This window comes from Acuticoccus sp. (assembly GCF_965213555.1).
Lineage (GTDB): Bacteria > Pseudomonadota > Alphaproteobacteria > Rhizobiales > Amorphaceae > Acuticoccus.
Genome location: NZ_OZ243890.1, coordinates 2683869 through 2705980, shown reverse-complemented (window position 1 = coordinate 2705980; position 22112 = coordinate 2683869). Strand labels below are relative to the sequence as shown.

General features: G+C 70.8%; 21 protein-coding genes. 10 read left to right on the top strand and 11 right to left on the bottom strand.

Annotated features, from left to right (window positions below):
• Positions 1 to 5 precede the first annotated feature (5 nt).
• From ACOOE8_RS12775 to ACOOE8_RS12760, 4 genes are all read left to right on the top strand, one after another.
• Positions 6 to 1100 (top strand): type III polyketide synthase, encoded by a 1095-nt coding sequence (locus ACOOE8_RS12775; protein WP_420391834.1) that lies wholly within the window; start codon positions 6 to 8, stop codon positions 1098 to 1100.
• Positions 1097 to 1792, top strand: coding sequence for a methyltransferase domain-containing protein (locus ACOOE8_RS12770; RefSeq protein WP_420391833.1), 696 nt, complete (start codon positions 1097 to 1099; stop codon positions 1790 to 1792). The genes ACOOE8_RS12775 and ACOOE8_RS12770 overlap by 4 nt, the downstream gene beginning before the upstream one ends.
• Complete coding sequence (locus tag ACOOE8_RS12765) at positions 1789 to 2877, top strand: NAD(P)/FAD-dependent oxidoreductase (protein ID WP_420391832.1); 1089 nt, start codon at positions 1789 to 1791, stop codon at positions 2875 to 2877. Before ACOOE8_RS12770 ends, ACOOE8_RS12765 begins: the two co-directional genes overlap by 4 nt.
• A 152-nt stretch (positions 2878 to 3029) precedes the next feature.
• On the top strand, positions 3030 to 4511 hold the full coding sequence (locus tag ACOOE8_RS12760; protein WP_420391831.1) for a phospholipase D-like domain-containing protein: 1482 nt from the start codon (positions 3030 to 3032) through the stop codon (positions 4509 to 4511).
• On the opposite strand, the gene ACOOE8_RS12755 is transcribed toward ACOOE8_RS12760, so the two are convergent.
• Positions 4506 to 5525, bottom strand: a complete 1020-nt coding sequence (locus ACOOE8_RS12755) for an aspartate/ornithine carbamoyltransferase family protein (RefSeq protein WP_420391830.1) — start codon at positions 5523 to 5525, stop codon at positions 4506 to 4508. The genes ACOOE8_RS12760 and ACOOE8_RS12755 overlap by 6 nt on opposite strands.
• Before the next feature lie 157 nt (positions 5526 to 5682).
• Here ACOOE8_RS12755 and ACOOE8_RS12750 point away from each other — a divergent pair, with 157 nt between their 5' ends.
• Positions 5683 to 6852: a zinc-dependent alcohol dehydrogenase gene (locus tag ACOOE8_RS12750; protein ID WP_420391829.1), complete on the top strand. Its 1170-nt coding sequence runs from the start codon at positions 5683 to 5685 to the stop codon at positions 6850 to 6852.
• A gap of 15 nt (positions 6853 to 6867) precedes the next feature.
• Positions 6868 to 7878 carry an SDR family oxidoreductase gene (locus tag ACOOE8_RS12745; RefSeq protein WP_420391828.1) on the top strand — a complete coding sequence of 337 codons (1011 nt, stop codon included), beginning with the start codon at positions 6868 to 6870 and terminating at the stop codon, positions 7876 to 7878.
• Between the two features lie 9 nt (positions 7879 to 7887).
• On the opposite strand, the gene ACOOE8_RS12740 is transcribed toward ACOOE8_RS12745, so the two are convergent.
• From ACOOE8_RS12740 to ACOOE8_RS12725, 4 genes are read right to left on the bottom strand one after another with little or no spacing between them, the layout of a single operon-like run.
• Positions 7888 to 8280: a hypothetical protein gene (locus ACOOE8_RS12740; RefSeq protein ID WP_420391827.1), complete on the bottom strand. Its 393-nt coding sequence runs from the start codon at positions 8278 to 8280 to the stop codon at positions 7888 to 7890.
• A 57-nt stretch (positions 8281 to 8337) separates the two neighbouring features.
• Positions 8338 to 9087 (bottom strand): ligase-associated DNA damage response endonuclease PdeM, encoded by a 750-nt coding sequence (gene pdeM, locus ACOOE8_RS12735; protein ID WP_420391826.1) that lies wholly within the window; start codon positions 9085 to 9087, stop codon positions 8338 to 8340.
• Positions 9084 to 11603, bottom strand: a complete 2520-nt coding sequence (locus tag ACOOE8_RS12730; RefSeq protein ID WP_420391825.1) for a ligase-associated DNA damage response DEXH box helicase — start codon at positions 11601 to 11603, stop codon at positions 9084 to 9086. The genes pdeM and ACOOE8_RS12730 overlap by 4 nt, the downstream gene beginning before the upstream one ends.
• 51 nt (positions 11604 to 11654) lie before the next feature.
• Positions 11655 to 12764 (bottom strand): zinc-binding metallopeptidase family protein, encoded by a 1110-nt coding sequence (locus ACOOE8_RS12725; protein ID WP_420391824.1) that lies wholly within the window; start codon positions 12762 to 12764, stop codon positions 11655 to 11657.
• A gap of 166 nt (positions 12765 to 12930) precedes the next feature.
• Here ACOOE8_RS12725 and ACOOE8_RS12720 point away from each other — a divergent pair, with 166 nt between their 5' ends.
• Together ACOOE8_RS12720 and ACOOE8_RS12715 are read left to right on the top strand one after the other, a co-directional pair.
• Complete coding sequence (locus ACOOE8_RS12720; protein WP_420391823.1) at positions 12931 to 13875, top strand: calcium/sodium antiporter; 945 nt, start codon at positions 12931 to 12933, stop codon at positions 13873 to 13875.
• A gap of 165 nt (positions 13876 to 14040) precedes the next feature.
• Complete coding sequence (locus ACOOE8_RS12715) at positions 14041 to 15072, top strand: aspartate-semialdehyde dehydrogenase (RefSeq protein WP_420391822.1); 1032 nt, start codon at positions 14041 to 14043, stop codon at positions 15070 to 15072.
• A gap of 18 nt (positions 15073 to 15090) precedes the next feature.
• On the opposite strand, the gene ACOOE8_RS12710 is transcribed toward ACOOE8_RS12715, so the two are convergent.
• Positions 15091 to 15573 (bottom strand): DUF952 domain-containing protein, encoded by a 483-nt coding sequence (locus ACOOE8_RS12710; protein WP_420391821.1) that lies wholly within the window; start codon positions 15571 to 15573, stop codon positions 15091 to 15093.
• A 77-nt stretch (positions 15574 to 15650) separates the two neighbouring features.
• Here ACOOE8_RS12710 and ACOOE8_RS12705 point away from each other — a divergent pair, with 77 nt between their 5' ends.
• Positions 15651 to 16280, top strand: coding sequence for a S24 family peptidase (locus ACOOE8_RS12705; protein WP_420391820.1), 630 nt, complete (start codon positions 15651 to 15653; stop codon positions 16278 to 16280).
• Between the two features lie 43 nt (positions 16281 to 16323).
• On the opposite strand, the gene ACOOE8_RS12700 is transcribed toward ACOOE8_RS12705, so the two are convergent.
• The gene (locus ACOOE8_RS12700) at positions 16324 to 17340 is read right to left on the bottom strand and encodes a ligase-associated DNA damage response exonuclease (RefSeq protein ID WP_420391819.1); all 1017 of its coding nucleotides are present in this window, start codon (positions 17338 to 17340) and stop codon (positions 16324 to 16326) included.
• 117 nt (positions 17341 to 17457) lie between these two features.
• On the opposite strand from ACOOE8_RS12700, the gene aceB reads away from it, so the two are divergent.
• The gene (gene aceB / locus ACOOE8_RS12695) at positions 17458 to 19035 is read left to right on the top strand and encodes a malate synthase A (protein WP_420391818.1); all 1578 of its coding nucleotides are present in this window, start codon (positions 17458 to 17460) and stop codon (positions 19033 to 19035) included.
• Here the strand turns inward: aceB and ACOOE8_RS12690 are convergent.
• The 4 genes from ACOOE8_RS12690 to leuB form a co-directional block, all read right to left on the bottom strand.
• Positions 19032 to 19466 carry a bleomycin resistance protein gene (locus tag ACOOE8_RS12690; protein ID WP_420391817.1) on the bottom strand — a complete coding sequence of 145 codons (435 nt, stop codon included), beginning with the start codon at positions 19464 to 19466 and terminating at the stop codon, positions 19032 to 19034. The two genes, aceB and ACOOE8_RS12690, sit on opposite strands and share 4 nt — an antisense overlap.
• A 38-nt stretch (positions 19467 to 19504) precedes the next feature.
• Positions 19505 to 20431: a DMT family transporter gene (locus ACOOE8_RS12685; RefSeq protein WP_420391816.1), complete on the bottom strand. Its 927-nt coding sequence runs from the start codon at positions 20429 to 20431 to the stop codon at positions 19505 to 19507.
• 93 nt (positions 20432 to 20524) lie between these two features.
• Positions 20525 to 20962, bottom strand: coding sequence for a DUF4174 domain-containing protein (locus ACOOE8_RS12680; RefSeq protein WP_420391815.1), 438 nt, complete (start codon positions 20960 to 20962; stop codon positions 20525 to 20527).
• A complete protein-coding gene (gene leuB, locus ACOOE8_RS12675) occupies positions 20962 to 22059 on the bottom strand; it encodes a 3-isopropylmalate dehydrogenase (RefSeq protein ID WP_420391814.1) in 1098 nt (365 codons plus the stop codon). The genes ACOOE8_RS12680 and leuB overlap by 1 nt, the downstream gene beginning before the upstream one ends.
• Positions 22060 to 22112: the final 53 nt, after the last annotated feature.

Below are 22112 nucleotides of genomic sequence, written 5' to 3'. Positions count from 1 at the left end.
CTGAGATGGCCCCCCGCGAGGCTCACATCAACGCGATCTCCATCGGCGTCCCACGTCACGAGATCCATCACCTGTTCGCCGCGCGCGGCATGCGCCGGCTCGAGGAGCGGCAGCGGGCCGTCCTCGCGCGCACGCTTCAGAAGTCCGGCATTGAGCGGCGCTACTCGGTCGTCGAGCCGCGGCCGGCGAGCGCTGAGGAGCTCCAAGGAGCGAGCTCTTGCCATGCGCTGCCGCTCGATGCCGACGGTCGCTATGTCCCCGACAACTTCCCGACGACGGCTGAGCGCATGCGCATGTTCGAGCGCGAGGCGCCTGCCCTTGCGGAGGCGACGGTCCGTCGCCTTGCCGTCCCGTTCGAGGGGGCGACGCACCTCGTGGTATGCTCGTGCACGGGCATGGCGGCGCCAGGCGTCGACCTCGCGCTCCTACGACGCTTGGGGCTCGCTCCCAGTACGCAGCGCACCATGGTCGGCTTCATGGGCTGCTACGCGGCGATCAACGCCCTGCGCCTGGCGCGGGCCATCGTGCGGTCGGAGGAAGGTGCTCGCGTCCTTGTCGTCGCCGTCGAGCTGTGCACGCTCCACATGCAGGAGACCGAGGATGTAGAGCGGCTGCTGTCGTTCATGATCTTCGCCGACGGGTGCGCGGCGGCGATGGTCACGGCAGAGCCCGACGGGCTGCGGATCGAGGACTCACGCACCGCGTTGATCCCAGCGGCCGACGACCTCATCACGTGGCACGTCGGCGACCTCGGCTTCGAGATGCGCCTGTCGACGCGCGTGCCGGCGACGCTCGGCGACGCCCTGCCTGACGCCGTTGCTTCGATGGTCCCCGGTGGCGCCGACGAGATCGAACTGTGGGCGCTCCACCCGGGCGGCAAGGCGGTGATCGACGCCGTCGCCCGCTCCCTCGCCCTAACCGAGGACGCGGTGCGCCCCTCGCGGGAGGTGCTGCGCGACTACGGCAACATGTCCTCGCCGAGCGTGCTGTTCGTGATGGCGAACATCATGGCCGCGAACCCCTCGCGCGGTGCGTCGGGCCTCGCCCTGGCGTTCGGCCCAGGGGTCACCGCCGAGGGCCTGCGCTTCGCCGTCGCTTGAGGAGCTTCGCCGCCCGCACCCCGCCGCACGCCGCCCCTGAGCTGATGGACGCCATCACCGACCCTGCAGAGCTGGAGCGGTGCCTCGCCGACCTTGCCGCGGTCAACCGGGCGTCCCTGGGCTATCGTCCGGTGCTGCGCTTCGTGGACCGCCTGGTCGCGCGCCGGCCCGGGCGGACGCGCATCCTCGACGTCGGCTCGGGGTACGGCGACACGCTGCGGCAGGTGGCGCGCCACCTCGCCCGGCGCGGCGTCGAGGCCGACCTCGTGGGCGCCGACCTCAACCCGGTCGCCACCGCCATCGCCCGCGGGGCGAGCGAGGGTCTCGCCATCACCTACGTGACGCGGGACGCGCGCGCGCTCGCCGCCGACGAGCCGTTCGACGCCGTCATCGCGAGCCTGTTCACCCATCACCTGGAGGACGAAGAGGTCGTGACGTTCCTGCGCGTGATGGACCGGGTCGGCAGCTTCCTCATCAACGACCTCTACCGCTCGCGCCTTGCCGCGGTCGGCTTCGCCGCGCTGGCGACGGTCACTCGCAGGCACGAGGTGGTGCGTCACGACGGTCCGGTGTCGTTCGCAAGGGCGTTCCGTCGGGCGGATTGGCAGCGTCTCCTCGCCGACGCCGGAGTGACGGATACGCGGATCGGCATCGGTGCCCCGTTCCGCCTATGCGTCGAGAAGCTCGCGTGATCGACGTCGTCGTCGTGGGCGGCGGCATCGCCGGCGCCGCCACGGCCATCGGGCTCGCGCGGGACGGCGTGCGCACCGTGGTGCTGGAGCGCCAACGCTCGCCGGGTGCGAAGGTCTGCGGCGAGTTCCTGAGCGGGGTCGCCCTCGCCGAGCTCGCCACGCTGGGCACGCCTGCGAGGGCGCTCGGCGCCGTCCCCCTCGCCAAGGTCGCGGTGGCAGCCACCGGCGTCGCGGCGCAGATCGGGCTCCCGTTCGCCGCCGCATCGCTGACCCGCCACCGCCTCGACGAGGCGCTGCTCGCCTGTGCCGAGGCGCACGGCGCGACGGTGGTCCGCGGCGTCACCGTGCGCAGGGTGGCACGCTGCGGCGCAGCGTGGCGCGTCAACGCCTCGTGCGGGCGCGCGTGGCAGGCGCGCCGCGTCGTCGTCGCGAGCGGCAAATCGGACGTTCCCGGACGGCCTCGTGGTGCGGGACTGCACGGCTCCCTCGTCGGCTTGAAGCTCTACGCCGAGCCGTCCCCGTCGGCCCGCGCGCTCCTCGGCGAGGCAGTGCACCTCGCGCTGTTTCCTGGCGGCTACTGCGGGCTGCAGCCGGTGGAGGACGGCCGCATGAACGTGTGCCTCGTCGTCGAAGGATCTCGGCTGAGGGCGCTCGGTCGCCCGGAGCACGTGTTCCAGGCGGTTCGACGCGCCTGCCCCCACGCCGACGCCTTGTTGTCCGGCGCGCGGATCGATGACGGACGGCCCCTCGCCGTCGCCCGCCTCCCCTACGGCGCCGTGCGCCGGGCGACCGACGGGCCGATCTACGTCGGCGACCAAGCCGCTGTGATCCCCTCCTTCTGCGGCGAGGGGATGGCGATCGCGCTTGTCAGCGCGAGGGTCGCCGCAGGTGCGTTGCTCGCCGGCACCTCGTCCGCCGAGGTGCAGCGTCGGCTCGCCTCGCGCTTCGGCCCGCGCGTGCGGGCGGCCGGCCTCACCTCGCGTCTCGCCGTGGCGCCTCCGGCCCAGCGCCTCGCCGCGACGCTCGCTCGCGCCGCGCCCGCCCTGCTGCGCGCGGTCGCCGCGGCGACCCGCAGCCCTGCGTGATCCGCCGCGCATGATCGGCGGTGACCGCCGATGGCACGGTGTGGTAGGCGATCGGCGGTCGGTCTGATCGTCGACGTTCGGCCTGGGTCCCAAGGCACCCGAGCCTTGGAGGCCGACAGCCGCTGCCCGATCGAGCGATGCGCGAGCGACCCATGACCCGAGACGTGCTTGTTCCCGACGACACGGTCTGGACCGTTGCGGAGGCCGAACGCTTCGCCCTCATCATCGACGCCGCGGACTACTTCCGCCTCGCCAAGGCGGCGATGGTGAAGGCGCGCCGGCGCGTCCTCCTCGTCGGGTGGGACTTCGACGCTCGCATCGAGCTCGAGCCCGAGGGACAGACGGTCGAGGGACCCAACAGGGTGGGCGCGTTCTTCGACTGGCTGGCGAAGACCCGGCCTGACCTCGAGGTGCGCATCCTCAAGTGGGACATCGGCATCCTGCGCTCGCTCGGGCGAGGCGAGACTCCGGCCTACGTCCTGCATTGGCTCTGGCCGCGCGGCATCGACTTCCGCCTCGACAGCGCCCACCCGACGACGTCGGCCCACCACATGAAGATCCTTGTCGTCGACGACAAGCTCGCCTTCTGCGGCGGCATCGACATGACGATGGGTCGTTGGGACACCCGCGAGCACCGCGAGGAGCGGCACGGCCGTCGCTCGCCGCGAGGCAAGCCGATGCCACCGTGGCACGACGTGACGAGCTGCGTGTCGGGTCCCGCAGCGCGCGCCCTGGCAAGGCTCGCCGCCGATCGCTGGCGCTGGGCGACCGACGAGGTCCTCGGCCCGGTGGACGTCGCCGAGGACCCGTGGCCCGCAGGCCTCGAGCCGGACTTCCACGGCATCGCGCTCGGCATCGCCCGCACCCTGCCGCGCTACGAGGACCGCGCACCGGTCAGCGAGATCCTCGCCGCGACCTACGCAATGATCCGGCGGGCCGAGCGATGCCTGTACATCGAAAGCCAGTACCTAGCGGCTCGGCGCATCTGCGAGGCGCTCGCCGAGCGTCTGTCGGAGCCGGCTGGGCCGGAGATCGTCATCATCAACCCCGAGACCGCTGACGGCTGGCTCGAGGCGAAGGCCATGGACACGGCGCGCGTGCGCATGCTCCGCCTCCTCAAGGAGGCTGACGTTCATGGTCGCCTGCGCATCTACTATCCGGTGACGGCGCGCGGCACGCCGATCTACGTGCACGCCAAGATCATGTTCGCCGACGACGTCGCGCTGAAGGTCGGCTCGGCGAACCTCAACAACCGCTCGATGGGCTACGACAGCGAGTGCGACCTCGTCCTCGACGCTGGCGCCGACCCGGACCTGCGGGCGCAGGTCCGCACCGTCCGCGACGGGCTCGTGGCCGAGCACGTCGGCGTGCCGGCCGCCGAGGTGACCGCCGCGTTGGAGCGCGCCAACGGCTCCCTGATCAACGCCATCCAGGCGCTCAACATGGGTGGACGGCCTCACCTCGTGCCGCTCGAGCCGCGTGAGCTCAGCCTTGCCGAGGAGCTCTTCGCCGAGTCGGACGCGGCCGATCCGATCCGCCCCGTCGGGCTGCGCCGTCTCATCCGCTCGCTGCTGCGCCGTGCGCCGGTGCGACGGCTCAGGCGCCGGCGCGCAGCGACCGGCAGATCGTCATAGCTCGGGCAGCTCGACCCGGTTGTCGACGCCGAACAGCATGGTGAGGACCGCGACGCGCACCCACATGCCGTTGCGCTCCTGTCGCCAGTACTTGGCGCGCGGGTCGCGGTCGATCTCAGGGTCGAGCTCGTCGCGCCGTGGCAGCGGATGCATGATGACGCAGTCCTCGCGCAGCGCCGGAAGGTGTTCCGCGCGCAGGTGGTAGCGCCGGTAATCGACCGTGCCACGCGCGTCCGCCTCGAGGTCGTACTCATCCTGAATCCGCGTCATGTAGACGGCGTCCGCGCCCGCGACGGCGGACAGGAACTCGTCGGTCTCGACGAACGCGACCCCGGCAGCTGCAAGGTCGCGCCGCAGGTCGTCCGCGATCCTGAAGGCCGGGGGCGAGGAGAACCTCAAGGTCACGCCCTGATAGTTGGCAAGCAGGCGCGACAGCGAGCGGACCGTACGCCCCCGTTTGAGGTCGCCGACCATGCAGATCGTCTTGCCGTCGATGCCGCCGCGCGTGCGCAGCGAGCGCGTCAGCGTGTAGATGTCGAGGAGCGCCTGCGTCGGGTGCTCGTCCGGTCCCGACCCGGCGTTGATGATGGGCACGGGCCTAGGCGTCGCGTCGAGGAGCGCCGCGATGCGGTCGCACAGCCCCGCGATGGGCGAGCGCATGATGATGAGGTCGACGTATGAGGAGAACGTGCGCAGCGAATCCTCCACGCTCTCGCCCTTGCGCTCGGAGGACGTCGCTGCGTCGCGGATCTCCGAGGCCGTGATGCCGACGATCTGGCAGGCGGAATGGAAGGACAGGAAGGTGCGCGTCGAGGGTTGCGTAAAGTACAGCATCGCCCGCTTGTGGGAGAGCAGCGAGGCAAGGTAGGCGAGCCCCTCGCGGCTCTTGTCGAAGCGCCGGATCGTGTTGGTGAGCTGACACAAGTACTCGAGCGACGGCCGGTCGAACTGGCTCGACGACAGCACGTGCCTGAGCGGCGTCGAAGGCTTCTGCTTGAGGCTGATGGCGTCCATGTCGGCTCCCCCCGAGCCTCCTAACCCGACGCCCGCCGCGACGCACCCCCGACCGCGAGCGTGCACGACATGGCGCGCCTGTGACATTTTCCCACCCAAACGGTCGAGAACGATGCCGTCCTCCCGACGTTGTCCCGCGGCAACGCAAGGAACGCTCATGCGCGCGGTCACGTACCACGGCTCCGGGAAGATGCAGGTCGACACCGTCGACGATCCCACGATCGAGGATCCGCGCGACGCGATCATCAAGGTGTCCTCCACCGCCATCTGCGGCTCGGACCTGCACATCTACGACGGCTTCATGCCGCAGATGAAGGCGGGCGACGTCATTGGCCACGAGTTCATGGGCGAGGTCGTCGAGGTCGGCTCGGCCGTGACGAAGCTGGAGAAGGGCGACCGCGTCATCGTCCCGTTCAACATCACCTGCGGTGAGTGCCCCTTCTGCCACGACGAGCTTTACTCGCTGTGCGACAACTCGAACCCAGACGCCGAAAAGCTGCGCCAGATCTACGGTCAGTCGGGCGCCGGACTGTTCGGTTACTCACATCTTTATGGCGGCTACCCGGGTGGTCAGGCGGAATACGTTCGCATCCCCTACGCCGACACGACGCACCTCAAGGTTCCCGAGCACCTCGACGACGAGAAGGTGCTGTTCCTCACCGACATCCTGCCGACGGGCTACCAGGCTGCGGTCAACGCCGACATCAAACCAGGCGGCACCGTCGCGATCTGGGGTGCGGGGCCCGTCGGGCTGATGGCGCTGAAGTCGTGCTTCCTGCTCGGCGCCGAGCGTGTGTTCGTCATCGACAACGTGCCCGAGCGCCTGGCGCTCGCCGTGGCGCACGGCGCCGAGGTGATGTTCACGAGCCACGAGAAGCCCTACGACGTCCTCATGGACCGCACGGACGGGCGGCTGCCCGACAGCGTCATCGACGCCGTCGGGCTGGAGGCGCACGGCTCCGGCGTCATCGACACCGTCTACGACCAGGTCAAGACGCTGACGATGCAGGAGACTGACCGTCCGCACGCGCTTCGCGAGGCGATCTTTTGCTGTCGCAAGGGCGGCACCGTGTCGATGCCTGGGGTCTATGCTGGCATGGTCGACAAGTTCCCCATCGGCGCCGCCTTCGGCAAGGCGCTGACGTTCAAGATGGGGCAGACCCACGTCCTCAAGCACGCGCCCGAGCTGCTGCGTCGCATCGAGGAGGGCGACATCGACCCCTCGTTCATCATCAGCCACCGCGGAACGCTGGAGGACGCGCCGGCGCTCTACAAGGCGTTCCGCGACAAGGCCGACGGCTGCGTCAAGGTCGTCCTCACCCCCTGATCGGAGTCCACCTCGATGACGCTTCCTCCCCTGTCCGAGCAGGTGGTCGTTCTCACGGGCGCGACCAGCGGCATCGGCCTTGCCACGGCGCGCCGCCTGTCGGCCGCCGGCGCGACGCTCGTCCTCGTCGCACGCAACGACGAGGCGCTGACCAACCTCGAACAGGAGCTCTCGAGCGAGGGCGGCCGCGCCGCTGCGATGCCCGCCGACGTCGCGGACGCCGAGGCGCTCCGCCGGATCGCACGCGACACGCGCGAGCGCTTCGGGCGCCTCGACACCTGGATCAACGACGCCGGCGTCGCGATCTACGGCGCCATCGTCGACGTCCCCCTCGACGAGCAGCGCCGCCTGTTCGAGACGAACTACTGGGGCGTTGTGAACGGCTCGCTCGCGGCAGTCGAGGTGTTCCGCGCCGCCGGTGGGCGTGGCAAGGTCATCAACGTCGGCAGCGTCCTGTCGGACCGCGCGATGATCTTCCAGGGTCCGTACTCCGCCTCCAAGCACGCGGTGAAGGGGTTCACCGACGCGCTGCGCATGGAGCTCGCCGAGGCGGGCCTCGCGGTCTCGGTCACGCTCATCAAGCCTGCCGCCATCGACACGCCGTACATGGAGCACGGCCGGAACTACCTCGACGCGGCGGGAACCAAGAACCCACCCCCGTCCTACCACCCGGATGTGGTGGCCAAGGCGATCGCCCACGCCTGCGAGCACGACGTGCGCGACCTGGTCGTCGGCGGTGGCGGCTGGGCGGTGAGCCTCATGGGGGCGCTCGCGCCGACGCTCACCGACCTTGCGATGGAGCTGGTCGGCAAGCCCATGCAGACGTCTAGAGGGACGCCGCGCGAGGGCACGCGCGACAACCTCGAGAGCCCGGCGAGGGACGGCTCGGAGCGCTCCGGGATGCCGGAGCCGTCGCCGCGCCGCTCGAGCCTCCTGTTGGAGGCGCAGATGCATCCCGGCGCGGTCGCCGCGGCGACGCTCGGCCTCGTCGGCACGCTGCTCCTCGCCCGCGCCCGCCGACGCTGAGCCAAGCGCCTACTGGGTGAGGAGGCGCACGAGGACGGCGACGCTGAGCGCGATGTTCGCGCCGGCCATCCACTTCAACAGGTTGATCTCGCCTTGCATACGGTCGATGCGCGCGCTCAGCGTGGCCTCGACGCGGTCGATCCTCGCGTTGAGCGACCCTTCGACCTGGTCGATCCTGGCGTTCAGCGACGCCTCGACCTGGTCGATCCTCGCGTTCAGCGATGCCTCGACGCGGTCGATCCTGGCGTTCAGCGACGCCTCGAGCCGGTCCATGCGTCGCTCGAGGGCATCGAAGCGGTTGTCGAAGTCGGCGAGCTCCCCCGCGGCCGCGCGAGCGCTGTTCTCGCTGGCGCCGGCCTCCTTGAAGGCGTCGTAGACGCTCGTGATCATGAGCCGTGCCAAGCCTTTGGCCTCCGCTCCCGCACCGCCGAATGTGGGGGTGCGTGACGCAGCGGTCAATCAGACCGCGTAGACGCGCTCGCGGCCGCAGAAGTAAAGCTTGGGGGTCGTCGCCGGCCACAGCGGCGCGAAGGCGGGGTCGGCCACCGACAGCCCGCCGGTGAGGCAGCCGAAGGCGGGCATGACCACGCGCCGCTCGCAAGCGATGAAGCAGCGTCGGCGCAGGGTCCGGCCGCGCAGGATGATGCGCGCGGCGGGATGGAGGTGGCCGGCAACCTCGCGCCCCGCGATGTCAGGCGATGGGATGTGCCTGAAGGCGACGCCGCCCATCGTGATCTCGTCGCAGACGGTACCGGCGAGCATCCTCGCGCAATCGCCTTCGTGGTTGCCCGTGACCCAGATGAACTCGGCGCCCCCGGTCAGCCGGTCGACCATCGCGCGATCCTCGGGCGTCATGCGCTCGACGCCACCGCGGTCGTGGAACGAATCGCCGAGCGAAAGAACCCGTGCAGGCCGGTGCCGCGTGATGGCCCGCGACAGGCGTGCCAGGGTCTCGCGGGTGTCGTAGGGCGGCAGCATCTGCCCGGTGCGAGCGTAGGAGGAGCCGGTCTCGAGGTGAAGGTCCGAGACGACGAGGAGGTTTTCAGCCGGCCAGTAGAGCGCGCCCGTCGGGTCGAGGACGGCTTCGATCCCAGCGACGCGCGCCTCGGTCGCTTCGGGCTCGACGGCCGGCACGCGCGGCCGTGTTGGACGGGGTCCGGCCAGCGAGAACGCCGCCATCGCGCTCGTGCCGAACGGCGTCTCGCTCACTCCATCGCCTCCCGCACCAACTCGTCCGCCACCTCGGCGAGGAGGGCCTCCGACGCCTCGCCCTGGATCGTCTCGCGACCGATCTCGAGCATGATGGGTACGGCAAGCGGCGAGATCCGCTCAAGCCGCTTGTGGACGATGTCCCCCTTCACCCGGGTAAGCATCGCGCCGAGCCGGCGGATGTCGAGGAGGCCGGTCGCCGCGTCCGCCCATGTGGCACGCAGCAGGATGTGGTCCGGCTCGTGGGAGCGCAGCACGTCGTAGACGAGGTCGGTGGAGACGGTGATCTGCCGCCCCGTCTTCTCCTGACCCGGGTGGCGGCGCTCTACGAGGTGCGCGATCTGCGCCACCGCGCGAAAGGTGCGCTTCATCAGCATCGAGTCGGCGAGCCACTCGTCGAGGTCATCGCCCAGCATGTCCTCGTCGAACAGCTCGGTCATTGTGTTCGTGGCGCCGTCGTAGTGCGCCGAGAGGTCCGCCATCGCCCACACCGCAAGCGCGTAGTCCGAGGCGACGAACCCCATGGGCTTGAGGCGCGCGCGCTCCAGTCGGCGGGTCAGAAGCATGCCGAGCGTCTGGTGCGCGAGGCGCCCCTCGAAGGGGTAGGCGACGAGGTAGTGCCGCTTCCCACGGGGAAAGGTCTCGACGAGCAGCTGGTCGGAGGACGGCAGGATCGAGCGGACACCCTGAAGCTCGAGCCACTCGCGAACCTGGTCGGGCAGCGCTGAGCGGCGCGCTGGATCGGCGAGCATCGCGCGCACGCCCGACGCGAGGTAGGTGGTGAGCGGGAACTTCGAGCCGCCATAGTACGGCACCTGCGGGTCGGTCTGCACGGTCTTCGTCACGTGCACCTCGTTGTCGCGCACGCCCTCCATGCGCAGCACGTGGCCGCCGAACAGGAACGTGTCGCCTGGCGACAGCGAGGTCAGGAAGAACTCCTCGAGCTGCCCCAGCACCGGGCCGCGCTTCTGCAGCACCCCGTTGCGCCGCGTGACGAGGCGGACCGGCAGCGAGGCGAGCTCGACGATGGAGCCGACGTTGAGCCGGTACTGCTTGGCGACGTTCGGGTGCGTGATGCGCCAGCGCCCGTCCCGGCCGACGCGGATCTTGGCGTAGCGCTCGTAGGCGCGCAGCGCGTAGCCGCCGGTCGCCACGTAGTCGACGACGCGCTCGAACGTCTCCCAGTCGAGCGTGCGGTAGGGGTAGGCGGAGCGCACCTCCTCGTGGAGCACGACCGCGTCGAAGGGATCGGCGACGGCCATGCCGAGGACGTGCTGGCAGAGCACGTCGAGCGCGCCCTCGGTGATGGGCGGCGTGTCCTGGTGGCCGAGGTAGGAGGCGTCGAGGGCTGCTTGACACTCCATCACCTCGAACCGGTTGGACGGGACGAGGATCGCCTTGGACGGCTCGTCCATCCGGTGGTTCGCCCGTCCGATCCGCTGGGCGAGGCGCGACGCGCCCTTCGGCGCCCCCACGTGGATGACGAGGTCGACGTCGCCCCAGTCGATGCCGAGGTCGAGGGTGGAGGTGCACACGATGGCGCGCAGCGCGTTGTCCGCCATCGCGGCCTCCACCTTGCGGCGCTGCTCGCGGTCCAGCGAGCCGTGGTGAATGGCGATGGGCAGGGTGTCCTCGTTGAGCCGCCACAGCTCGTGGAAGATGCCCTCCGCCTGGCTCCGCGTGTTGACGAAGACGAGGCTCGTGCGGTGCGCCTTGATGAGCTCGTAGACCTCCGGCGCCGCCCAGCGCGTCATGTGGCCGGACCAGGGAAGCCGCGCGTCCGTCTTCAGGATCGACAGGTCCGGCTTGGCGCCGCCCTCCACGACGATGAGGTCCGCCAACGGAACATCCTCGTCGCCGCCGGGCTGCGCCGCGAGCCAGCCGCGCAGCTCGTCGGGCTGCGCGACGGTCGCCGACAGGCCCACCGTCCGCAGATCCGGCGCGTGCCGGCGCAGCCGCGCGATGCCGAGCGCGAGGAGGTGGCCGCGCTTCGACGTCACCAGGGAGTGCAGCTCGTCGACGATGACGACCTTCAGCTCGCTGAAGAAGCGCGCCGCGTCCCGCTGGCTGATGAGGAGCGACACCTGCTCAGCCGTCGTCAGCAGGATGTCCGGGGGCGCGTCCTTCTGTCGGCGTCGCCTGGCGTGCGGCGTGTCGCCGGTGCGCGTCTCCACGGTGACGGGAAGGTCCATCTCGGCGATGGGGCGCTCGAGGTTGCGGGCGATGTCCACCGCGAGCGCCTTGAGGGGCGAGATGTAGAGTGTGTGCGGCCCTTCCCGCACGGGCGCGTTGCGTCGGCGGTTCTGCCGCTCGAGCTCGATCAGGCTCGGGAGGAAGCCGGCGAGCGTCTTGCCCGCCCCGGTGGGCGCGATGAGGAGCGCGGAGCGTCCCACCTCGGCCTTCTCGAGGAGCTCGAGCTGATGTGGCCGCGGCGACCAGCCGCGCGCGGCGAACCATCCGGCGAACGGCTCGGGCAGCGCCGTGTCGGCGCGCGGCGGTGCGAGGGTGTCGAGCACCCGGCCATCATAGCGCGCGCAGCTCGCTCCGACAGCGGGCGCGGCGCGGCCTCAGCGCGCAGACGCCCGGGCATTCGCCACGGCCGCCCGACCAAGCTCACGCGCGGCGGCGCCGCTGGACGCCGCCTCCGCGCGCAGCAGGTCGTGCACGAAGCCGAGCTTCTCCTCCACCGGGACCGACACGACGAAGGGGTAAAGGTCCGGCTGGCCCATCGAGCGGTTGATCGCGTTGAGCGACACCGTCACCGGCACCCACGCCGCAAGGAGGTCCCGTACCGACCCCTCGGTGTAGGGATCGAGGTCGACGACCGTGTCGACGTCGCCCAAGGCGCGGGTGCGCAGTCCGTAGGACGCCGCGGTCTCCAGCGCGTCGACCATGTGGAGGTAGTGCGCGAACGTCTCCGCCCAATCCTCCCACGGGTGCGAGGAGGCGTACGAGGTGATGAAGCGGTCCTGCCAGTCCGGCGGCGGCCCCTCGCGGTAGTGCCGCTGAAGCGCCTCGGCGTAGTCCTCGCGGTCGTCGCCGAACAGCGCGCGGCAGGCGTCCAGCCGGCCAGCGTCGCTGACGAGGCGCTCCCAATAGTAGTGCCCGACCTCGTGCCTGAAGTGACCGATCAGCGTGCGGTAGGGCTCGCCCATCTGGGTGCGCCGTCGCTCACGCTCCGCGTCGTCGCCCTCGGCGATGGCGATGGTGATCAGCCCGTTGGCGTGGCCTGTCATGACGTTGTTGATGGTGCCGTCCTCGGCGGTGGTGTCGGCGAGGAGGTCGAACGCTAGACCTTTCTCCTCGTCCTCCGCCTTCGTGGGGTGCGGCAACCTCCAGCGCATGAGTGAGTAGAACAGCGTGCGCTTGGCGAACTCGAGGCAGCGCCAGCGCTCGATCGCGTCGGCGTCGGATAGGTCGGGGATCGTGCGGTTGTGGCCGCATGCGACGCACAGCGCGTCCGCCGCGGCCTGCGGCACCAGCCAGTTGCAGGCGAGGTGCTCCGCGTTGGCGCACAGCGCGTAATGCTCGCCGTCCGCCGTCCATGTCCCGCCAAGCGGCGTCGACAGGAACGCCTCGCGCTGCGGCGCGTAGCCCAGCGTGTTGCCGCAGCGCACGCACGTGGTGGACTCGAAGTAGATCTCGTTGCCGCAGTTGCGGCAGGCGAAGCGCTTCATGGCAGACGGTCTCGGTCCGGCGCCCGGCGCGCCTCGATCCCTGAACGCAGGCGCCCAGCGCGAGGTTGCCACCTGGGAGGCACGAACGGCCGATGCCCTTGCGGCTCGCCTGCACGGCATCATCTGTCCGCGGCGCAGCCCGCGCGCGATCACCACGAGAGCCGACATGCCCATCCTCGAACTCGTCGTCGGCCTCGTCCTGCTCTTGGCCGGGGGTGACGCGCTCGTGCGTGGTGCCGTGGCGCTGGCGACGCGGCTGTCGGTGCCGCCCCTCGTGATCGGCCTGACGCTCGTCGGGTTCGGCACCTCGACGCCCGAGCTCGTTGCGAGCCTCGCGGCGGCGCTGCGCGATGCACCGGGCGTCGCGGTGGGCAACATCGTCGGCTCGAACATCGCCAACATCCTGCTCATCCTCGGGGTCGGCGCGCTGATCCTGCCGCTCGCGGTCCCACGCGGGACGCTGCGGCGCGACGGGGCCGTCCTCATCGGCGCCACGCTCGTCATGACGGCGATCGTCCTCACTGGCTCGCTTGCCCGCTGGGCTGGGGCCGTGCTCGTCCTGTCGCTGGCCGCCTACACCGCGTTCGCCTTCCGCAGCGGACTGCGCGAGGGTGCGTCGGGCGACGAGGTTGTGACGTGGCCGCGGAGCGCCGGCACCGGGCTCGCCCTCGCGGTCGGCGGCATCGCCGGCGTCGTCGTCGGTGCGGACCTCCTGGTGGACGCAGCGATCCAGTTCGCCGCGATCGCCGGAGTGTCTGAGGCGGTGATCGGCCTCACCGTGGTCGCGGTGGGGACGAGCCTGCCCGAGCTCGCGACCGCGGTCGTCGCCGCGCTGCGACGGCAGGCGGACGTCGCGCTCGGCAACGTGATCGGCTCCAACATCTTCAACATTTTGGGGATCGCGGGCGTCACCGCGCTCGTCGTCCCCATCGACGTGCCGCCAGAGATCGCCCGCTTCGACGTCTGGGTGATGCTCGTCGCCGCGCTCGCCCTCGTCGCGCTCGCGGCGGCGAGCCGCGGCATCGGCCGGCTCGTCGGCGCAGCGCTCCTCACCGCCTACGTCGTGTACATCGCCGTCCTCGTCGGCCCGGCACTCAGCGCAGGCGGCTGACGGCTCGGCCGCTGGCGAAAGCCCGCCCACGGACCGCCGGCGCAGCCGGAAGCACGGTCGCGGCCCCATCATCCGGAGCCGCCCGATGCTGCGCATGATCCACCCACCACCGTGGACAAACGGGCACTGCGAGCCTAGGACGCGCCAAACGCAGGTTTGGAGCCCATGACCCTTCACGTCGCCGTCGTCGGCGCGACCGGGAACGTCGGTCGCGAGATCCTCGACATCATGGCAGAGCGCGGCTTCCCGGCCGATCGCGTCACCGCGGTCGCCTCGCGCCGCAGCCAGGGCACCGAAGTCTCCTTCGGCGATGCGACGCTGAAGTGCGAGGCCCTCGAGACGGTCGACTTCTCGTCCGTGGACCTGTGCCTGATGTCCGCCGGCGGGGACGTCTCGCGCGAGTGGACGCCGAGGATCGCGCGCCACGCCGTGGTCATCGACAACTCCTCCGCGTTCCGCATGGACCCGGACGTGCCGCTCGTCGTGCCGGAGGTGAACGCGGACGCCGTGGAGCGCTTCCGCGCCAAGAACATCATCGCCAACCCGAACTGCTCGACCGCCCAGCTCGTCGTGGCGCTGAAGCCGATCCACGACCGTGCTCGCATCCGCAGGGTCGTCGTCGCCACCTACCAATCGGTGTCGGGTGCGGGGAAGGCGGCGATGGACGACCTCTTCGCCCAGACCCGCGCGGTCTTCGTGTCGGACACGGTGGAGTCGAAGGCCTTCCCCAAGCGCATGGCGTTCAACGTGATCCCGCACATCGACACCTTCATGGAGGACGGCACCACCAAGGAGGAGTGGAAGATGGTGGTGGAGACGAAGAAGATCCTCGACCCCAAGATCCTCGTCCACGCGACCTGCGTGCGCGTGCCCACGTTCATCTCCCACGCCGAGGCGGTGAACGTGGAGCTCGAGGAGCCCTTGTCGGCCGAGGAGGCCCGCGACCTGCTGCGCGAGGCGCCGGGCTGCCTCGTCGTCGACAAGCGCGAGCCGGGCGGTTATGTCACGCCCTACGAGGCCGCCGGCGAGGACGCGACCTACATCAGCCGCATCCGCGAGGACCCGACGGTCGAAAACGGGCTCGCGATGTGGGTGGTGGCCGACAACCTGCGCAAGGGTGCCGCGCTGAACGCGGTGCAGATCGCCGAGCTCCTGGTGAACCGCAAGCTCCTCGGCGCGCGGCCTCGGGCAGCCTGAACTCTAGCGAGCTCCACATCAGTTGCGGCTCCGGGGCGCGGTAGCGCGCCGCGGCTCGGCGGCCGTCAGCGGCCGGACCGCAAGCACGTCGGACGCCTCGAGCGGACGATGAAGGTGCGGGAACCGTCGTCCGCCGCGCGAGGTCTCCCAGCGCAGCGCGACGTCATCAGACCGGATGCGGCACTCGAGGATGAAGAGGTCCCGTTCGCCGGCGAAGTGCTTGGCGACCGTGCCATCGAGTTGGTCCCTGGTCGACAGGTGCACGAAGCCATCGCGGCGATCGTCCTCCGACCCGTCGAACCGACCGTGCGTCAGGAACGCATCGAGCTCGCGGCGACGCAACACCTTGAAGACCGAGGCCTCCACGGGGTCCGCTGAACCATCGGCAGCGGCAGCAGATGCTCGGAGCCCCTCCGGTTCCGTTGCCCGCGAAACTATGTTATCCCCCGCGCCGTCGCTGAGTTGTTGCCGCAGCATATTGCGCTGCGCCGATGCCGCCAAGGGCGGGCGTTTGGCGCGGAACGACCCGGCCGTCCCCCGGCCGTCCCGCGGTCGTTCGGTTGGAAGGAGGCGGGACGGTGATCGCACACGACGATGTTTGGGGGGCGATCGACGGCCTCGCCGCCAGGATCGGATTGTCCGCATCTGGCCTGGCGCGCCGCGCGGGGCTCGACCCCACGACGTTCAACAGGAGCAAGCGGTTCGCACCGGACGGGCGGCCGCGCTGGCCGTCGACCGAGTCCATCGCGAAGGTGTTGAGGGCAACCAACACGTCCATCGGGGAGCTGTTCGGGGAGCGCTCCGACGCCTTCGCCCCAGGGGGCCTCGCCGTCCCCCTGATCGGCGAGGCCCGTGCGGGGTTCGCCGAAGGCGTTCGCGACGAACCGATCCTGCTGCCGAAGCCGCAGCGCATCATCAACTTCCCGGACCGGCGCCACGAGCCGCTCTACGCGTTGTCGGTGGCGGGGGCCTCGATGGAGCCGCTCTACCGCGACGGCGACGTGCTCTTCGTGGCGCCGAACGCGAAGATTGCGGTGGGCGACCGTGTGATCGTGCGACTGTCCAACGGCGAGGTGGTCGCGAAGGTGCTGAAGTCCCGTCGGGCGACCGACTACGAGTTCCACGCGGTGAACCCCGAGCATCCCGACGCGGCGTTCCCCGCGAACGAGATCGAGTGGATCGCCAAGATCGTCTACGCGACGCAGTAGCCGCACCACCCGGCGCGACGCGACGGGTGCTGGAGGAAGGCGGTCAGGCTGCGTCCGCGGGAAGGGTCTCGGCGTCGTCCTCCTCGCCGTAGCCGATGAGGTGGAGCGGCCGCGCGTCGATGCCCTGCGTCCTTGCCCAGTGGCACAACGCGTCCTCCTGACCGTGCGTCACCCACACCTGCGAGGCACCCGTCTCCACGACCGTGGTGCACAGGTCCTCCCAGTCCGCATGGTCTGAGATGACGAGGGGCAGCTCCACGCCGCGCTGACGCGCCCTCGCCCGCACGCGCATCCAGCCGGAGGCAAAGGCGGTGACCGCATCGCCGAAGCGCTGCGCCCAGCGGTCCGACAACGACGCCGGCGGGCACAGCACGACCTCGCCGGCGAGCGCCTTGCGGTCCACGTCACGGACCGGGACGAGCTCGCCGAGCGGGAGCCCCGCCTCGGCATAGTGGCGCGTGAGCCGCTCCAGCGCGCCGTGCAGGTAGATCGGCCGGTCGTAGCCCGCGGCGCGGAGCAGCGCCAGGACGCGCTGCGCCTTGCCGAGGGCATAGGCGCCGACGAGGTGAGGCCGCTCCGGGAACAGCGCGAGGGACTCAAGGAGCGTCGCCACCTCGTCGGCCGCCTCCGGGTGGCGGAACACCGGCAGGCCGAACGTCGCCTCCGTGACGAACAGGTCGCAGCGCACCAGCTCGAAGGGCGCGCAGGTCGGATCGCCCTGCCGCTTGTAGTCCCCCGACACCACGGCACGGCAGCCGGGCCGCTCCATCAGCACCTGCGCCGAGCCGAGCACGTGGCCGGCGGGGTGCAGGGTCACGCCGACGTCCCCCACGGTGACGGTCGCGCCGTAGGGCGAGGGCTGGCGCGCCGCCGTGAAGGCGTCGCCGTAGCGCACCGCCATGATCGCGAGCGTCTCGGGCGTCGCGAGCACCGCGCCGTGGCCGGGACGGGCGTGGTCGGCGTGCCCGTGGGTGATGACGGCACGCGGGACGGCGCGCACCGGGTCGATGTGGAAGCCGCCGGCGGGGCAGTACAGGCCCTCGGGGGTCAAGGTCAGCATGGGGTCGGCCATGCCCCGCAGGTAGGGTCGGACCGCCGGCGCAAAAGGCGTGGCCTTGCCTTCGATCCGTGGCATACCGCGCGCCGACGGCGTTGGAACGACGGAACGGGGGACGACGTGGCCGAAGGTGTCGAGATCACTGGCGAGATGAAGCCGCGCTACGACAAGGTGCTGACGGACGACGCGCTCGCCTTCCTCGCAGGACTGCACCGCGCCTTCCAGCAGCGCCGCGCTGAGCTCCTCGCCGCCCGCCGGGCCCGCCAAGCCGAGTTCGACGCCGGCGCGCTGCCCGACTTCGACCCCGAGACCGCCTCGATCCGCGAGGGGGACTGGACCGTCGCGCCGATCCCCGCCGACCTCCAGGACCGGCGCGTGGAGATCACCGGACCCGTCGACCGCAAGATGATCGTCAACGCGCTCAACTGCGGCGCCAAGGTCTTCATGGCCGACTTCGAGGACGCCTCCTCGCCCACCTGGGCCAACCTGATGGACGGCCAGGTCAACCTCATGGACCGCTGGGCCGGCGCCATCGACTTCACCGACGAGCGCGGCCGCGACTACAAGCTGTCGGACACTCCCGCCGTCCTCCTGGTGCGCCCGCGCGGCTGGCACTTGCCGGAGGAGCACATCCTCGTCGACGGCGAGGTGATGTCGGGGTCACTGGTCGACTTCGGGCTCTACCTCTTCCACAACGCCAAGCGTCAGATCGACGCTGGGACCGGGCCCTACTTCTACCTTCCCAAGCTCGAGTCCCATCGCGAGGCGGCGCTGTGGAACGACGTGTTCGTCCACGCGCAGGAGGCGCTCGGGATCCCCCTGGGCACCATCAAGGCCACGATCCTCATCGAGACGCTGCCCGCGGCGTTCCAGATGGACGAGATCCTCTACGCCCTGCGCGACCACATCGTCGGGCTGAACTGCGGTCGCTGGGACTACATCTTCTCGTTCATCAAGACGCTGCAGGCCAAGCCCGAGTTCGTGCTGCCGGACCGCAGCCAGGTGGTGATGGGCAGGGCCTTCCTGCGGGCCTACTCGCTCCTCCTCATCAAGCAGTGCCACCGGCGCGGCGCCTTCGCCATGGGCGGCATGGCCGCGCAGATCCCGAGCCGGCGCGACGAGGCGGCGAACGCCGAGGCGCTCGAGAAGGTGCGCGCCGACAAGGAGCGCGAGGCGATGGACGGGCACGACGGCACGTGGGTGGCGCACCCCGACCTGGTGCCCGTCGCCATGGAGGTGTTCAACCGCGTGATGCCCGAGCCCAACCAGGTCGACCGCCAGCGCGACGACGTCGACGTCGGCCAGGGGGAGCTCCTCGAGGTGCACGAGGGCGACAAGACGGAGGCCGGCGTGCGCGACTGCATCCGCGTCGGCGTCCAGTACATCGAGGCGTGGCTGCGCGGGCGCGGGGCGGTGCCGCTCTACAACCTAATGGAGGACGCGGCGACGGCGGAGATCTCGCGCTCGCAGCTGTGGCAGTGGCTGAAGTACGGCGCGACGCTCGCCGACGGGCAGACGGTGGACCGCGCGCTGTTCGACCGCTGCCTTACCGAGGAGATGACGACGGTGCGCGAGGAGGTCGGCGCGGAGGTCTACGACGGTGGTCGCTTCGACGAGGCGATCGCGCTCTTCCGCGACCTCTCCACCGCGGACGACCTCGCCCCCTTCCTCACGCTGCCGGCCTACCGGATGCTCTAGGGACCGCCGCGTGGCGCTGCCGGTCGGCGGCCGAGCTCCTCGACGAAGCGTAGCAGGTAGCCGTCAGGGTCTGCGACGACGAACTGGCGGTTGCCGGCCTCCTCCTCGCCGACGCGGTACCAGCGGTCCTCCAAGGGCAGGAACAACGCGATGCCTTTGGCGCTGAGTGCCGCGACGAGCGGCGCGACGCAGGGCACACGGATCTGCAGGTTCACGCCCCGTCCGAACGGGTAGTCGGTCGGTGCGTGCCCTTCATCGAAGGTGCGGCCGAGCCCGATCTCATCGATCATCAGCTCTGCCTCGCCGAGGCGGAGGAAGGCAAAGCCCTCCTCGGGCCGCGTGTAGGCAGTTTCGAACCCCAGCCGGGCGTAGAACGTCAAGCTGCGTTGCCAGTCGCTGACGGCGAACTCGGGCACGAGGGCGTTGGACATGGGAGCGCCTTGCGCGGCTGCGGGGTTGGCTCCACCGGCTACGCGTCCGGCTCGGCGTCCGCCGTCGGTCGCGTCGGGGCGGTGGCGGCGATGCGGCGGCGACCCAGCACCTGCTCGCGCCACAAGGTGTAGAGCCCGGCCGCGACGATGATGGCGGCGCCGAGGAGCGTCGCACCATCCGGCACCTCGCCGAACACCAGGTAGCCGAGGATCAGCGCGTACAGGAGCACCGTGTAGCGGAACGGCGCCACGGTCGACACGTCGCCGATGCGTATGGCGCTCACGATGAGGATGTAGCCGACCACCGAGGCGAGCCCGGCGCCGACGCACGCGGCGAACGCCGTGCCCGTCCACGGAGCCGGCTCATCGAACGGCATCACCAACATGCCCGCAAGCGTCACCCCGACCGCCGTGGTCGTCGCCGCGAAGAGGCTCGGCGTCGCCCGGCTCATCGTCCGGGTCGCCAGGTCGCGCACTGTGACGCAGGCGACGGTCGCGACGGGCAGCAGCGTCCACCAGGTGAACGCCTCGCCGCCCGGCCGAACCATGACGAGGACGCCGACGAAGCCCACCACGATGGCCGACCAGCGCCGCCATCCGACGGGCTCGGACAGCAACAGCGCAGCGGCCATCGTCACCGCGAGCGGGGTCGCCTGGAGGATGGCGCTCGCCTCGGCGAGGGGCAGGCGCTGGAGCGCCGTCAGGAAGGTCAGCACCCCACCGATCTCGCCGAGCATGCGGAGGCTGAGCGCGGCCGCCTCGCGCCGGTTCGGCCGGAACGCCAGCGCGCCCGCGCGGTGCGCGATGAGCGCGACCAGGATCGCCGCCACGATGCCGCGCACGAGGAGGCCCTGGCCCAGGGGGACGGCCTCGAACGCGAGCTTCATTAGCGCGTCGTTGACGGCGAAGCCGACCATGGCGACCGACATCATGAGGGCGCCGCGGGCGTTGTCGTTGAGGGCCATGGGCACCTTCGCAGGGCCGCCGCTGCAGCGGCCGGTCCCCGTATGGAGAAAGTCAGGGAGCGATCGGTTGCAGCGCGGCGACGTCCGCCGCCATCAGCCCGCCGGGCTGCGCTGGCGCAGCTCGCGCCGGCGCATGGGCATCGCGTTGATCGTCGCCTCGAGCCGCTCCAGCGCGATGGGCTCGCGCGCGGTGAGCTTGGCGCTGCCGTCGAGGCCGACGAGCACGGCGCGGAAGGCGCCGGCCGGCACGCCGAAGCGACGGCGCAGGGTTGCCGCATCGGTGCCGATCTTCGGTGCGCCGAGGCGGGCCTCGATGCGGCGCGGCTCGATGAGGTAGACGGCGAGGCGCAGGTCGCGCACCAGCGCCTCGTCCGCCGTCAACAGGTCGAGCTGGCGCACCCTGGCCTCGCTTCCCGGCGGCGCGAAGACGAGGAGCGGGCGGTACTGCCACCGCACGTCGTCGAACGACTGGGCGGAGGCGACGGTGACGAAACCGAGCGCGAGCAGCACGCCGAGGGCGACGCCCTGCATCAGGCGGCGCGCTGGAGATGGGCGAGGATGGCGTCGGTCATCCCCTTGGTGTCGACCGACGGGCCGCCCGCGGCGATGTCGGCGGTGCGCACGCCATCCTCGAGCGCCGCGGCGATGGCGGCGTCCAGCGCGCGAGCCTCGTCCAGCATGGCGAAGGAGTACTGCAGCGCCATGCCGAACGAGGCGATCATCGCGATGGGGTTGGCGATGCCGCGCCCCGCGATGTCCGGCGCGGAGCCGTGCACGGGCTCGTACATCGCGCGGCGCCGGCCGGTGCGCTCGTCGACCGCGCCGAGCGAGGCGGACGGCAGCATCCCGAGCGAGCCTGTGAGCTGGGCGGCGACGTCCGACAGCATGTCGCCGAACAGGTTGTCCGTCACCACGACGTCGAACTGCTTGGGGTCGCGCACGAGCTGCATCGCCCCGGCGTCGGCGAGCATGTGGTCGAGCGCCACGTCCTCGTAGCCCTGGCGGTGCGTCGCCTCGACCACCTCGCGCCACAGGACGCCCGTCTTCATGACGTTGCGCTTCTCCATGGACGTCACCTTGCCGCGCCGCGCGCGGGCGAGGTCGAAGGCGGCGCGGGCGATGCGCTCGATCTCGAAGGTGTCGTAGACCTGGGTATCGACGGCGCGCTTCTGGCCATTGCCGATGTCCTCGATGGTCTTCGGCTCACCGAAGTACACCCCACCGGTGAGCTCGCGCAGGATGATGATGTCGAGCCCCTCCACCACCTCCCGCTTCAGCGACGAGGCGTCGGCGAGCGCCGGGTAGACGATGGCCGGGCGGATGTTGGCGAACAGGTCGAAGTGCTTGCGCAGGCCGAGGAGCCCGGCCTCCGGCCGCTCGTCGTAGGCGAGGTGGTCGTACTGCGGCCCGCCGACCGCGGCGAACAGGATCGCGTCGGTCGCCTCCGCCTTCTGCAGCGTCTCCTCGGGGAAGGGCGTTCCCACCGCATCATAGGCGGCGCCGCCGACGAGCCCCTCGACGAGTTCGAACCCGGCACCCGCAGTGTTGAAGTGCTCGATCACGCGCTTCGTGGCGTCCGTGATCTCGGGCCCGATGCCATCACCGGCGAGGAGGAGGAGTGAGGGCATCGGCGTGCTCCATGGAACGACGGCTCCTTCTTACGGAACGACGCAGCCTGCGC

Coding starts and splice junctions, on each gene's coding strand:
- ACOOE8_RS12775 (WP_420391834.1), top strand. CDS start 6: ATGGCCCCCCGCGAGGCTCACATCAACGCGATCTCCATCGGCGTCCCA.
- ACOOE8_RS12760 (WP_420391831.1), top strand. CDS start 3,030: ATGACCCGAGACGTGCTTGTTCCCGACGACACGGTCTGGACCGTTGCG.
- ACOOE8_RS12755 (WP_420391830.1), bottom strand. CDS start 5,525: ATGGACGCCATCAGCCTCAAGCAGAAGCCTTCGACGCCGCTCAGGCAC.
- ACOOE8_RS12750 (WP_420391829.1), top strand. CDS start 5,683: ATGCGCGCGGTCACGTACCACGGCTCCGGGAAGATGCAGGTCGACACC.
- ACOOE8_RS12745 (WP_420391828.1), top strand. CDS start 6,868: ATGACGCTTCCTCCCCTGTCCGAGCAGGTGGTCGTTCTCACGGGCGCG.
- ACOOE8_RS12725 (WP_420391824.1), bottom strand. CDS start 12,764: ATGAAGCGCTTCGCCTGCCGCAACTGCGGCAACGAGATCTACTTCGAG.
- ACOOE8_RS12720 (WP_420391823.1), top strand. CDS start 12,931: ATGCCCATCCTCGAACTCGTCGTCGGCCTCGTCCTGCTCTTGGCCGGG.
- ACOOE8_RS12715 (WP_420391822.1), top strand. CDS start 14,041: ATGACCCTTCACGTCGCCGTCGTCGGCGCGACCGGGAACGTCGGTCGC.
- ACOOE8_RS12700 (WP_420391819.1), bottom strand. CDS start 17,340: ATGCTGACCTTGACCCCCGAGGGCCTGTACTGCCCCGCCGGCGGCTTC.
- ACOOE8_RS12690 (WP_420391817.1), bottom strand. CDS start 19,466: ATGTCCAACGCCCTCGTGCCCGAGTTCGCCGTCAGCGACTGGCAACGC.
- ACOOE8_RS12685 (WP_420391816.1), bottom strand. CDS start 20,431: ATGGCCCTCAACGACAACGCCCGCGGCGCCCTCATGATGTCGGTCGCC.
- ACOOE8_RS12680 (WP_420391815.1), bottom strand. CDS start 20,962: ATGCAGGGCGTCGCCCTCGGCGTGCTGCTCGCGCTCGGTTTCGTCACC.
- leuB (WP_420391814.1), bottom strand. CDS start 22,059: ATGCCCTCACTCCTCCTCCTCGCCGGTGATGGCATCGGGCCCGAGATC.